We start from the raw sequence: 12571 nt of genomic DNA, 5'->3' as shown, positions 1-12571 counted from the left end.
GTCAGTTCCCTCCCGGGGTTATGCGTTGGGCTGCAACAGGATCTTCTGCGCGCCGTCGAGCTTCTTCTGGAAGATCTCGTACGCGCGGGGCGCGTCGGCGAGGGGCAGCTTGTGGGTGGCGAAGCCCTCGACGCCGAGCGGGTCGCCGTCGCCGGTGAGCACCGGCATGACGTCGTCGAGCCAGTGCCGGACGTTGGCCTGGCCCATCCGCAGCTGCACCTGCTTGTCGAACAGCTCCATCATCGGCATCGGGTCGACCATGCCGCCGTAGACGCCGGACAGCGAGATGGTGCCGCCGCGGCGGACGGCGTCGATCGCGGCGTAGAGCACGCTCAGGCGGTCGATGCCGGCCTTCTCGGTGATCTTCTCGCCCAGCGGCTGCGGCAGCAGGCCGACGAGCGTGTGCGCGAGCTTCCCGACCGGGGCGCCGTGGGCCTCCATGCCGACGGCGTCGACGACGGAGTCGGCGCCACGGCCGTTCGTCAGCTGCCGGACGGCGTCGCCGATGTCCTTGTGGTCGCGGGTGTCGAGGGCGGTGGCGCCGTGCTCGCGGGCCCGGGCGAGCCGCTCGGGCACGAGGTCGACGCCGATCACCTGGGCGGCCCCGCGGTGCCGCGCGATCCGGCAGCACATCTGCCCGATCGGCCCGAGCCCGAAGACGACGACGGTGCCGTCCCGGGGAACGCTCGCGTACTCGACGGCCTGCCAAGCCGTCGGGACGACGTCGGAGAGGTAGACGAACCGCTCGTCCGGCGGGCCGTCCGGCACCTTGATCGGGCCGTACTGCGCCTGCGGCACGCGCAGGTACTCGGCCTGGCCGCCGGGGACCTGGCCGTAGAGCTTGGTGTAGCCGAACAGCGAGGCGCCCTTGCCGTGCTCCTTGACCTGGGTGGTCTCGCACTGCGACTGCAGGCCGCGTTCGCACATCCAGCAGTGGCCGCAGGAGATGTTGAAGGGGATGACGACGCGGTCGCCGGGCTTGAGGTTCGGCACGGCGTCCCCGACCTCCTCGACGATGCCCATCGGCTCGTGGCCGAGGATGTCGCCCTCGGTCATGAACGCGCCCAGGACCTCGTAGAGGTGCAGATCCGAGCCGCAGATCCCGGTCGAGGTGACGCGGATGACGGCGTCGGTGGACTCCTCGATCTTGGGGTCCGGTACGTCCTCGACGCGGACGTCGCGCTTGCCGTGCCAGGTCACTGCCTTCATGGCTCTCCCTTTCCGGGTACGGGTCTCGGGGCCCGGTTTCCCGCAGGAGGAAGTGGCAAACGCGGCTCAGGTCAGCGCCCCGCCCCGCCGCTCAGGTGAGCGCGTCCGCCACCAGGTACACCGCCGCCGCCACGGCTGCCGCCGCCGGGAACGTCAGTACCCAGCCGAGCACGATGTCCCGGGCGATCCCCCACCGCACCGCCGAGAGCCGGCGGGTCGCGCCGACGCCCATGATCGCCGCCGTGATCACGTGGGTCGTCGAGATCGGGGCCTTCACCGCGAACGCCGTCACGTACAGCACCGACGAGGCCACCGACTCCGCCACGAACCCGTGCGGCGGGTCCAGCGGGAACACCCGGCGCCCGAGGGTGCGCATGATCCGGAGACCACCCGAATAGGTGCCCAGCGACAACGCCGCCGCGCACAGCAGGGTCACCCACAACGGCACCGCGAACGTCGCCTGCTCGCCCGCCGCCACCAGTGCCAGGACGATCACGCCCATGCCCTTCTGGGCGTCCTGCAGCCCGTGGCCCAGCGCGAGCGCCGACGCCGAGAGGATCTGGAACCGGCGGAACACCCGGCCGCTGCGGTGCGGGTTCGCGCGGCGCAGCAGCCACAGCGCCGCCACCATCGCCACGTAACCCAGCCCCAGCCCGAGCAGCGGCGACGCCACCATCGGGATCAGCACCTTCTCCGCGATCCCCGCCCAGTGCACGGTGCTCGCCGCGGCCAGTGCCGCGCCCACCATCCCGCCGATCAGCGAGTGCGAGGACGACGACGGCAGCCCGAAGTACCAGGTGACCAGGTTCCACGTGATCGCCCCGGCGAGCGCCGCGAACACCACCGTCAGCGCGTCCGGGCCCGCCGGGACGTCGATGATGCCCTTCGCCACCGTCGCGGCGATGCCCGTCGACAGCAGCGCGCCCGCCAGGTTCATCACCGCCGCCAGCAGCAGCGCGGCGCGCAGGGTCAGCGCCCGCGTCGACACCGCGCTCGCGATCGCGTTCGCCGCGTCGTGGAACCCGTTGGTGTAGTCGAAGAACAGCGTCAGGACGATCACGACGACCAGGGCGGCCGTGCCCGTCACTCAGGACTCCTTGACGGCGATGGTCTGCACCACGTCGGCAACGTGCTCGAACGCGTCGGCCGCCAGCTCGAACTGCTCGACGACCTCCTTGGTCTTCAGCACCTCGAGCGCGTCCCCGCCGGGTTCGAACAGGTGGGCCAGCACGCGCCGGTAGACGCGGTCGGCCTCGTTCTCCAGCTCGTTGATCTCGATCCAGTACGGCTCGAGCTCGCCCACCTTCGCCAGCCCCGGCATCGAGTTCGCGGTCAGCTCGGCGCACCGGCACAGCACCCGGACCAGCAGGTCCGTGCCCGGCGGGAACGCCTCGATGCGGTACAGCACGGCCAGGTCCGCCGCGGTGTCCATGAAGTCGAGCACGTCGTCGATCTTCCCGGCCAGCGCCTGGATGTCCTCGCGGTCGAACGGCGTCACGAACGAGCTGTTCAGCTCGACCATGATCGTGTGCAGCAGCTCGTCGCCGTGGTGCTCGACCTCGTGCAGGCGCTTGGCGAGGGGCTCCCGCTCGCCGGGCTCGGCGGCGACGAGCTCGCGCAGCACCGCGGTGGCGGTCACCAGGTTTCTCGCCGCATCCGTGAGCAGGTCGAAGAACCGGGTACCCCGTGGGGTGAACCGCATGGATGGCCGTCCCTTCGTCGACGCAACCGCCGTGAGCCGGGTACCCCCTCGTGGGGCACGTTTAACGGGCGATCTCCGGGAAACCAGGTGGCCATGACCGAACCCGGATCCCGGCGCCTGAGAGTACTGCTCTGGCACGTGCACGGCTCGTGGACCGACGCCTTCGTGCGCGGACGGCACCAGTACCTGCTGCCGGTGTCTGCCGAAGGAGCGCCCTGGGGCCTCGGGAAGGCGGGCCGCGACTGGCCGTCGGTCACCGAGGTGCCGCTCGACCGCCTGGCCGAGGCCGAGCCGGACGTCGTCGTGGTGCAGCGTCCCGAGGAGCTCGAGCTCGTGGCGCGCCTGGGTGCACCGGCCGTCTACGTCGAACACAACGCGCCGCGGCCGTACGCCGCTTCGAGCGAGCACCCCCTGGCCGGGCGGTCGGACGTCACCGTCGCGCACGTGACCCACTTCAACGAGGCGATGTGGGACTGCGGCCGCGCGCCCACCACCGTCGTCCCGCACGGCATCCCCGATCCGGGCGCGCGCTACACCGGCGAGCTCGCCGCCGGCGTGTCGATGATCAACGAGCCGGTGCGCCGCCGCCGCGTGACCGGCGCCGACCTGCTGGAGACGCTGGCCGAGGCCGCGCCGGTCGACCTGTTCGGCATCGGGACCGAGGAGGTCGGCGGCCGCGGCGACGTCCCCGCGCCGGCACTGCACGACGAGATCGCCCGCCGCCGCGTCTACCTGCACACCGCCCGCTGGACCTCGCTGGGACTGTCCCTTCTGGAGGCGATGCACCTGGCGATGCCGGTGGTCGTCTTCGCCGCCACCGAGGCGATCGAGGCCGTGCCGCCCGACGCGGGCGTGCTCTCCACCGACGTTTCGGTGCTGGCCCGGGGCTTCCGCGAGCTGGTGCACGAACCCGACTTCGCCGCGCTGGCCGGCAAGAACGCCCGCGAACACGCCCTGAAACACCACGGGCTGGACGCCTTCCTGACCGCTTGGGACCACCTCCTCGCCGAGACGGCCCGCTGACCCCGAAGGGAACGCCTCACCGATGAAGATCGCGATGGTGTCCGAGCACGCCAACCCACTGGCCGCGTTGGGCGAAGCCGACGCCGGCGGACAGAACGTGCACGTCGCCGAGCTGTCGGCGGCCCTCACGCGCGCCGGCCACCAAGTCACCGTCTACACGCGCCGGGAGAGCCTCGACGAGCCGGCCGAGGTCCGGACGCCGCAGGGGTACCACGTCGTGCACGTGCCCGCCGGGCCACCGCGGAAGGAGCCGAAGGACCACCTGCTGCCGTACATGGGCGAGTTCGGCAGCTTCCTGCGGGACCGGTGGGCCGCCGACCGGCCGGACGTGGCACATGCGCACTTCTGGATGTCCGGCCTGGCGACCGCCCTGGCGGCGAGCGCGACCGGGACGCCCGTCGCGCAGACGTTCCACGCCCTCGGCGTCGTCAAGAAGCGCTACCAGGGTGACCAGGACACCAGCCCGGCCGACCGGATCCGGCTGGAGCGGATCATCGGCAGGCAGGCCGGGCGCGTCATCGCCACCTGCTCCGACGAGGTGTTCGAGCTCTCGCGCCTCGGCGTGCCGCGGTCGCGGATTTCGATCGTGCCCTGCGGCGTCGACCTCAAGCGCTTCTCCACCGACGGGCCCGTCGCCCGCCGCCGCGAAGCCCACCGGCTGGTGGCCGTCGGCCGGCTGGTGCCGCGCAAGGGGTTCGACATCGCGATCACCGCGCTCGCCCAGCTGCCGGACACCGAACTGGTGATCGCGGGCGGTCCCGAGCGCGGGCGGTTGTCGCAGGACCCGGAGGCCCGGCGCCTGCGGGAGCTGGCCGACCGGCTCGGGGTCGGCGAGCGCGTCCGGTGGCCCGGCCAGGTGTCCCGTGAGGACATGCCGGCCCTGCTGCGCTCGGCCGACGCCGTCGTGTGCACGCCGTGGTACGAGCCGTTCGGGATCGTGCCGCTGGAAGCGATGGCCTGCGGGGTCCCGGTGGTCGCGGCCGCGGTCGGCGGGCTGACCGACACCGTCGTCGACGGCGTCACCGGACTGCTGGTCCGGCCGCACCAGCCGAAGGAGCTCGCGTCCCGGGTCCGGCGGCTGCTCGAGGACCCGGCGCTCTGCCACGCCTACGGCACCGCCGGCCACGACCGCGCGGTGGCCCGCTACTCGTGGGACCGCGTCGCGGCCGACACGCTCCGGGCGTACCACAAGCTCGTCCCGCAGCAGGCGGCCACCGCCGAAGCCCGCTGACCGCCTCGTGAGTGGTCAGGACGGTCAGAACCGTCCTGACCACTCACGACGGCGTCAGCCCACGTAACGGCGGGCCTTCGAGTTCCGCTGGGGCTCTTCCAGCAGGTACAGGCCGTGCTCGACGTGCGGCGGGACGACCTTGCGGTCCGCCAGGACCCAGGGCAGGCCGCGGAGCACGTCCAGCAGGGCCGCGGCCGTCGCGCGGTCGCGAGGGGCCGTGCGCAGCACCTCGCGGCCGCGGCGGAACACCGCCGGCCACGGCCGGCGCAGCAGGAGTGTCCACAGTGTGTTGCGGATACCGAGGCGGCGGCGGTGGCGCGGGTCGCGCAGCTTCGACGGCGCGTGGTGGATCACCACGTCCTCGGCCCAGCACATCCACCAGCCGCGCGCGGCGAGGTCCAGCGCGAACAGCTCCTCCTCGCCGCCCAGCCACATCCGCGTCGAGAAGCCGCCGACCTCGCGGAACGCGCTGACGCGCACCGCGGTCAGCCCGGCCATGATGCCCAGCAGCGCCGGTCCCGGCAGCCACGACGGGCCCGGCACCGGCGATCCGCGCAGCTCCGGCGTGATCGGGTCCTCGGCCAGGCCCGGCTCGACCAGGCAGCGCCCGGTCACCGAGCCCAGGCCGGGGTGGGCGTCCAGGATGTCCGCCGCCCGGGTCAGCGCGCCCGGCTGCCAGGTCGTGTCGTCGTCGCAGAACGCCACGTACGGCGTCGCGACCTCCTCGACGGCGATGTTGCGCGCCACCGCGCCGAGGTTGTCCGCCAAGGCGAACAGCCGGACGCCGGGGAACTCGCGCGCGACCATGGCGGCCGTGCCGTCGGCGGACCCGTTGTCCGCGACGAAGATCGGCGGATCGTCCGGCAGGGACGTCATGTGCGCCAGGGTCTCCCGCAGCTGCTCACGGCGGTTGCAGGTGATGATCACGACCGAGATGCGCGCCATTCGGCGGTCCTTTCCAGAGTCCGGGCCTGGTCTTCGACGTGGGCGGGCAGGACGCGGCGGGAGCCGAGCGCCCGGGGCAGCCGGGCGACCGCGCCGAGCACGGCGCCCGGCGCGGCGACGAGCGTCCGGGCCACCTCCCGGCGGCAGACGCGCGGCGGACGGCGCAGCACGGCGATGAGCAGCCGGTTGCGCAGCTCGGCCCGGCGGCGCCACGACGACGGCGGCCGCGACCGCGACGGGTGGTGGTGGGCGCGCAGGTGCCCGACGTAGCAGACGTCCCAGCCGCGCGCGGCCAGGTCGTAGGCGAGCAGCTGCTCCTCGGCCCCGAAGTGCAGCAGCGGGCTGAAGCCGCCCACCTGCAGGTACGCCGTCCGGCGGACGATCGCGGAACAGGCCAGGAACCCGAGCACCAGCGGCCCGGGCGCACCGTCGGGGCGGCCGAGCGGGCTGCGTTCCATGTCGGGCGTCACCGGGTCGTCCCGGCACTCCGGGCCGACGAGGGTGCGCGCGGCGAGGAGGCCGGCCCGCGGGTGCTCGTCGAAGATCCGTTCGGCTTCGGGCAGGGTGCCGGGAGCCCACCACGAATCGTCGTCGCTGAACGCCACGTACGGGGTCTCGGCGACGAGCACCCCGAGCGTGCGGGCGGCGGCACCGAGGTTGTGCGGCAGCCGGATCAGCCGGACGCCGGGGAACCGCGCGGCGACGCCGGGCGTGTCGTCCTCGGAGGCGTTGTCCAGCACCACGACCGGCGGTCGGGGGTCCAAAGAGGACAACTGTGTGAGGGTGCGCGCCAGCTCCGCGGCGCGGTTGTGGGTGGCGATGACGACGGTCGTGCGCGCGCTCACCGCGAACCCGCCAGCTCGTCGAGCAACCCGGTCAGGGACGGTGCCGGCGGTGGCGCGACCGCGGTGGACAGGCACCACTTCAGGCGGGCGTCGAGCAGCGCCGCGTCCCCGGCGTCCTCGGCCGCGACGACCGGCCAGCCCAGCGCTTTCGCCTGCGCGGTCACCTTTCCGCCGCCGGCCACCGGGTCGACGGCGACCACCGGTACCCCCGCCTTCAGCCCGAGCACCAGCCCGTGCAGCCGCGTGGTGACGACTGCGTCCACTTTGGACACCAGTGAGACGAACTGGTCCGGCGTGGCGCACCGCTGCCAGTCCTCGTGCGCCAGCCGCGTGTCCAGCGGCACCCGCGCGCAGTCCAGGCCGGCGACCCAGCCGGTCAGCGCGTCGTGGACCTCGTCGTGCCGCCCGGTGCCGCCGTACTCGGGCTGATGCGGCGCGAGCACCACGCCGAGCACCGGCGTCTTCGCGACCGGCGCGGCCAGGGAGAGGTCCGGGGTGGCCCCGTCGTCACGCGGGAAGACGTCGCGTGGGAAGACCCGGTGGAACCCGGTCACCGCCGGGTCTTCCGGGTCGGGCACGGTCACCCCGGCCGCGATCCGGCGGCAGGACGCGTACCGCTCGTGCAGGGAACGCACCTGCGGCCCGTGCACCGGGCCGCAGGCGAACACCACGTGCGTGTAGTCCCCGGGCGGCGCGTCGGGCAGGTGCCGGGTGCCGGGGCGGAAACCGGGGCTCCAGACGACGTCGTGGTCGATCCCCGCCTGCCCGAGCGCGGCCCCCACCGCGCGCAAGCTGAGGACGTCACCCGCGGTCGCTTCGCCGTGCAGGAAACTGGCCCATCCGGTGAGCAGAACTCGCATGGTCGCGGCGTACCCGCTCGCGGTGGCCTTACACGGCGTTTGCGCCGGCCGCGCCCGGGTAGCCGCCACGACATGACGGATCCGGGAGTGACCAGGCGGTTCGAGCGTGCGGTGGTGACCGGGGGTGCCGGCTTCGTCGGCGCGCACCTGTGCGAGCTGCTGCTCGAAGAGGACATCGAAGTGATCGCCGTGGACAACCTCGTGACGTCCTCGGCGGACACCCTCGACGAGCTGCGCCGCCACGAGGGGTTCCGGTTCGTGCGCCACGACGTCACCCAGCCGATGCCGCCGAGCTGCCGGGCCGACGTCGTGTTCCACCTGGCGTCGGCCGCGTCGCCGCGGGACTACCTCGCCCTGCCGCTGGAGACGCTGCGCGCCGGCTCCCACGGCACCGAGCACGCGCTCGAGCTCGCCCGCCGCGACGGCGCCCGGTTCGTGCTCGCCTCCACCAGCGAGGTCTACGGCGACCCCCTGGAGCACCCGCAGCGCGAGGAGTACTGGGGCAACGTCAACCCGATCGGCCCCCGCAGCGTCTACGACGAGGCCAAGCGCTTCGCCGAAGCCCTCACCTCCGCCTACCGCCGCGAACACGGCGTCGACACCGGGATCGCGCGGATCTTCAACACCTACGGCCCCGGCATGCGCGCCCACGACGGCCGGATGATCCCCGCGTTCCTCGACCAGGCCCTCAAGGGCGAACCGATCACGGTCACCGGCACCGGCGAGCAGACGCGGTCCATCTGCTACGTCGAGGACACCGTCCGCGGTCTCCTGGCGCTCGCGCGCTCGGACCACCCGGGGCCGGTGAACATCGGCAACCCGTACGAGCTGACGGTGCGCCAGGTGGCCGAGCGGATCAAGGAGATCACCGGCTCGGACTCCCCCCTCGTGGAGATCGACGCCGTCGTCGACGACCCGAAGCGCCGCTGCCCCGACATCTCGCTCGCCCGCGACGTCCTCGGCTGGGAACCGAAGATCGACGCCGACGACGGCCTCCGGCGCACCGCGGCGTGGTTCCGCCGAGCACCGCTGCGCTGAGTAGCGACGCCCAGGGCTTTTGCGCGCCATCGTTTATCGCCGACTTCGCCGGGTAGCGCTATAGGCGAGAGCGGACCGGCGATGGAGTCCGCACCGGAACGCCAGAGGCAGGTCGATGCGCATCCTCGGGATCAACGCCGTCTTCCACGACCCGGCCGCCGCGCTGGTGGTGGACGGCGAGATCGTCGCCGCGGCCGAAGAAGAACGCTTCAGCCGCCGCAAGCACGGTAAGCAGGCCGTCCCGTTCTCCACGTGGGAACAGCCCGCGCAGGCCGCGGCCTGGTGCCTGGAGCGGGCCGGGCTGTCCGCGAAGGACCTCGACGCCGTCGGCTACTCCTACGACCCCGCGCTGGTCGAACCGGGCCTGGCCGGCCACGACCCCAGTGGCGAGGAACTGCGGACGGAGTTCGCGAAACGGGCGCCGCTGTTCCTCAAGTCCGCGTTGCCCGGCCTGGACCCGGGCATCGTCAAGTTCGTCCGCCACCACGTCGCGCACGCCGCGTCGGCCGCGCTGGCCGCGCCGTTCGGCGACTGCGCCGTGCTCGTGGCCGACGGCCGCGGCGAAAGCACGTCCTACCTGGCCGGTGAGTACCGCGACGGCCGGTTCAAGGAACTGGCCGCGCAAAAGCTCCCGCACTCGCTCGGGCTGCTCTACGAAGACCTGACCGAGCACCTCGGGTTCGCGCGCTCCAGCGACGAATACAAGGTCATGGCGCTGGCTTCCTACGGCAAGCCGGAGTTCCTCGACGAGTTGTGCGAGCACGTCCACGTCACCGGCGACGGCGGCTTCCACGCTTCCGGCGTGGACCTGGCGGCCCTGGCCCCGCGCCGGGAAGCGGGCGAGGACCTGACCCGGCGGCACGCCGATCTGGCCTCGAGCGTCCAAAAGGTCCTCGAGGACATCCTGCTGGAGCTGACCGACTGGCTGCACGACCGCACCGGCCACCGCGACCTCGCCCTCGCGGGCGGGATCGCGCTGAACTGCGTCGCCAACAGCAGGCTGCACGCCGAGGGCCCGTTCGACCGGGTCTGGGTGCAGCCCGCGGCGGGCGACGCCGGCACGGCGCTCGGCGCGGCCCTGCAACTGGCCGCCGACGCCGGGGAACGCGGCGCGCCGATGGGCGACGCCGGCCTGGGTCGCGAGTGGACCGACGAGCAGCTCGAAGAGATCCTCGTCAAGGCGAAGCTGCCTTACGAGCGTCCAGACGACGTCGCCGAGACCGTCGCCGAAGCACTGGCGAACGACGAAGTGATCGCCTGGTTCCAGGGCCGCGCCGAGTTCGGCCCGCGGGCGCTGGGTCACCGGTCGCTGCTGGCCCACCCTGGGCACCGGGCGAACCTCGAACGCCTCAACGACGTCAAGGGCCGCGAGCAGTTCCGCCCGGTGGCGCCGATGGTGCGCGCCGAGCGCGCGGGCGACATCTTCACCCGCGGCCCGCTGCCGAGCCCCTACATGCTGTTCGTGCACGACGTCGCCGAAGAGTGGCGGGAGAAGATCCCGGCCGTCACGCACGTCGACGGCACCGCCCGGGTCCAGACCGTCGAAGACCGCGAAAACCCCGTGCTGGCGCGGATGCTGGCCGGGTTCGAACGGCGGACCGGCCTGCCGGTCGTGATCAACACCAGCCTCAACACCGCGGGCCGCCCGATGGTCGACTCGCCTCGTGACGCACTGGAGTGCTTCGGCTCGGCGCCGATCGACCTGCTGGCGCTGGGGCCGTTCGTGCTCCGGCGTCCCCGTCCCACCCGACCCGGCGCGGCGTCGCCGGAGGAGAAGGAGGTGCCGTGATGGAAGACCATCTCGCCGCTCTGGCCGAAGCCGCCCGGCGAACCCGCGAATCCGCCCCCAAGATCACCGGCTGGGGCCGGCACCTGGCCGGGGTCTTCGAAGCCGGGGGCCGGCTGCTCGCCTGCGGCAACGGCGGCAGCGCGGCCGAAGCCCAGCACCTGACCGGCGAGCTGGTCGGGCGGTTCCGCCACGAACGGCAGCCGCTGTCGGCCATCGCGCTGCACGCGGACACCTCCGCGACCACCGCCATCGTCAACGACTACGGCGACCACGAGGTCTTCGCCCGCCAGGTGCGCGCGCACGGGCGGCCGGGCGATGTGCTGGTCTGCCTGTCCACCAGCGGAACCAGCCAAAACGTCGTCGCCGCGGCGAAGGCCGCGCACGAGCTGGGCGTCACGACGTGGGCGCTGACCGGGCCCGCGCCGAACCCCCTCGCGGCGTTGTGCGACGACGCCGTGACGGTCGAAGCGCCGACCGTCGCGACCGTCCAGGAGATGCACCTGGCGCTGGTGCACGGCCTGTGCGCGGCGCTCGACGACGCGCTCGGGGTGACCGCGTGAAGCCGCTGGTCGTCCTCGGCGACACGCTGCTCGACGTCGACGCCGAAGGCACCGCCGAGCGGCTGTGCCCGGAAGCGCCGGTGCCGGTGGTCGACCTGACCGCACGGCGCCGCCGCCCGGGTGGCGCCGGCCTCGCCGCGCTGCTGGCGGCGCGGTCCGCGGCGGAGGTCGTGCTGGTGACGCCGCTGGGCGACGACGAAGGCGGGCACGCGCTCACCGGCCTGCTCGAACCCGACGTCACCGTGCTGCCGCTGCCGCTGCGCGGCACGACGGTGTGCAAGACCCGCGTCCGCGCGGGCGGGCAGTCGTTGCTGCGCCTGGATTCCGGCGACGGCACGGCCACCGCCGGCCCGCTGCCCGCCCCGGTGCGCGAGGTCCTCGAAGACGCCGGCGCGATCCTCGTCGCCGACTACGGGCGCGGCCTGACGCGCAACCCGCACGTCCGCCGGCTGCTGCGCGACCGGGCCGAGCGGATCCCCGTCGTCTGGGACCCGCACCCGCGCGGCGCCCAGCCGGTGCCCGGGATCGCGCTGGTCACGCCGAACCTCGCCGAGGCCCGCGCGGTGCTCGCCGGGCACGAAGAGCCCGCCGAGCTGGCCAAGCTGCTGCGCGGGCACTGGCACGCCGACGCCGTCGCGGTGACGGTCGGCTCGCGCGGTGCCGTGCTGTCCGACGGGCTCGGCGAAACGGCGGTGCCGATCCCCGCCGCGGCCCGGGCACCGGGGCACGCGGCGCCCGACACGTGCGGCGCGGGCGACCGGTTCGCCGCCGCCGCGACCGCCGCCCTGCTCGACGGCGCCGACGCGGGGGAAGCCGTGACGACCGCGGTCGAGGCGGCGGCCCGGTTCGTAGCCGACGGCGGGGCCACGGCGCTGTCCACGAACGACGGTCCGGTGGCGGACCCGCAGCCGGCCACCGACGCCTTCGGGCTCGCCGAGCGCGTCCGGGACCGCGGGGGCCGGCTCATCGCCACCGGCGGCTGCTTCGACCTGCTGCACCCCGGGCACGTGAGCCTGCTGCGGCAGGCCCGCGCCCTCGGCGACGCCCTCGTCGTCTGCCTCAACTCCGACGCGTCGGTGCGGGCCCTCAAGGGACCCGGCCGCCCGCTCGTGCGGGACCGCGACCGGGCGCGGCTGCTGACCGCACTGTCCTTTGTGGACGCCGTCGCCGTGTTCGACGAGGACTCCCCCGCCGCCGTGCTGGAGCGGCTGCGCCCGCACGTGTGGGTCAAGGGCGGCGACTACGCCGCCGCCGACCTGCCCGAACGCGAGGTCGTCGAACGCCACGGCGGCGAGGTCGTGCTCGTCCCGACCGTCCCCGGCTACTCGACGTCCCGGCTGGTCGCCGCGGCGGCGAGTGCCTGATCTCC

12 protein-coding genes are annotated in these 12571 nt (G+C 73.6%); 6 read left to right on the top strand and 6 right to left on the bottom strand.

The genetic code is table 11. The features are described 5' to 3' along the window. Positions 1-18 precede the first annotated feature (18 nt). The 3 genes from AB0J40_RS27605 to AB0J40_RS27595 all read right to left on the bottom strand — a co-directional run bounded on the left by AB0J40_RS27605 (position 19) and on the right by AB0J40_RS27595 (position 2911). Complete coding sequence (locus AB0J40_RS27605; RefSeq protein ID WP_364457941.1) at positions 19-1209, bottom strand: zinc-dependent alcohol dehydrogenase; 1191 nt, start codon at positions 1207-1209, stop codon at positions 19-21. A gap of 91 nt (positions 1210-1300) precedes the next feature. Continuing rightward, entirely contained in the window at positions 1301-2296 is a 996-nt protein-coding gene (locus AB0J40_RS27600) for an inorganic phosphate transporter (protein WP_364457938.1), read from the bottom strand. Beyond that, positions 2297-2911 (bottom strand): DUF47 family protein, encoded by a 615-nt coding sequence (locus tag AB0J40_RS27595; protein ID WP_364457935.1) that lies wholly within the window; start codon positions 2909-2911, stop codon positions 2297-2299. A gap of 93 nt (positions 2912-3004) precedes the next feature. Between AB0J40_RS27595 and AB0J40_RS27590 the strand changes: the two genes are divergently transcribed. Together AB0J40_RS27590 and AB0J40_RS27585 are read left to right on the top strand one after the other, a co-directional pair. Continuing rightward, on the top strand, positions 3005-3934 hold the full coding sequence (locus AB0J40_RS27590; protein WP_364457932.1) for a glycosyltransferase: 930 nt from the start codon (positions 3005-3007) through the stop codon (positions 3932-3934). A 22-nt stretch (positions 3935-3956) separates the two neighbouring features. Then, positions 3957-5165, top strand: a complete 1209-nt coding sequence (locus AB0J40_RS27585) for a glycosyltransferase (protein WP_364457929.1) — start codon at positions 3957-3959, stop codon at positions 5163-5165. 54 nt (positions 5166-5219) lie between these two features. On the opposite strand, the gene AB0J40_RS27580 is transcribed toward AB0J40_RS27585, so the two are convergent. Genes AB0J40_RS27580 through AB0J40_RS27570 form a run of 3 tightly spaced genes read right to left on the bottom strand, consistent with a single transcriptional unit; the run spans position 5220 to position 7815 of the window. Next, positions 5220-6110, bottom strand: coding sequence for a glycosyltransferase (locus AB0J40_RS27580; RefSeq protein ID WP_364457926.1), 891 nt, complete (start codon positions 6108-6110; stop codon positions 5220-5222). Next, complete coding sequence (locus AB0J40_RS27575) at positions 6089-6955, bottom strand: glycosyltransferase (protein ID WP_364457923.1); 867 nt, start codon at positions 6953-6955, stop codon at positions 6089-6091. Before AB0J40_RS27575 ends, AB0J40_RS27580 begins: the two co-directional genes overlap by 22 nt. Next, positions 6952-7815, bottom strand: coding sequence for a polysaccharide pyruvyl transferase family protein (locus AB0J40_RS27570; protein WP_364457920.1), 864 nt, complete (start codon positions 7813-7815; stop codon positions 6952-6954). The genes AB0J40_RS27575 and AB0J40_RS27570 overlap by 4 nt, the downstream gene beginning before the upstream one ends. 72 nt (positions 7816-7887) lie before the next feature. Between AB0J40_RS27570 and AB0J40_RS27565 the strand changes: the two genes are divergently transcribed. From AB0J40_RS27565 to AB0J40_RS27550, 4 genes are all read left to right on the top strand, one after another. Continuing rightward, a complete protein-coding gene (locus AB0J40_RS27565; protein ID WP_364457917.1) occupies positions 7888-8853 on the top strand; it encodes a UDP-glucuronic acid decarboxylase family protein in 966 nt (321 codons plus the stop codon). 115 nt (positions 8854-8968) lie between these two features. Next, positions 8969-10642, top strand: coding sequence for a carbamoyltransferase C-terminal domain-containing protein (locus AB0J40_RS27560; RefSeq protein WP_364457914.1), 1674 nt, complete (start codon positions 8969-8971; stop codon positions 10640-10642). Further along, positions 10642-11202, top strand: coding sequence for an SIS domain-containing protein (locus tag AB0J40_RS27555; RefSeq protein WP_364458506.1), 561 nt, complete (start codon positions 10642-10644; stop codon positions 11200-11202). The genes AB0J40_RS27560 and AB0J40_RS27555 overlap by 1 nt, the downstream gene beginning before the upstream one ends. Next, the gene (locus AB0J40_RS27550; RefSeq protein ID WP_364457911.1) at positions 11199-12566 is read left to right on the top strand and encodes a PfkB family carbohydrate kinase; all 1368 of its coding nucleotides are present in this window, start codon (positions 11199-11201) and stop codon (positions 12564-12566) included. Before AB0J40_RS27555 ends, AB0J40_RS27550 begins: the two co-directional genes overlap by 4 nt. Positions 12567-12571: the final 5 nt, after the last annotated feature.

This window comes from Amycolatopsis sp. NPDC049691 (assembly GCF_040675005.1).
In the GTDB taxonomy this organism is placed as follows: domain Bacteria; phylum Actinomycetota; class Actinomycetes; order Mycobacteriales; family Pseudonocardiaceae; genus Amycolatopsis.
Note: the sequence above shows the minus strand (reverse complement) of the source record. Positions and strands in the feature narration are given on the sequence as shown.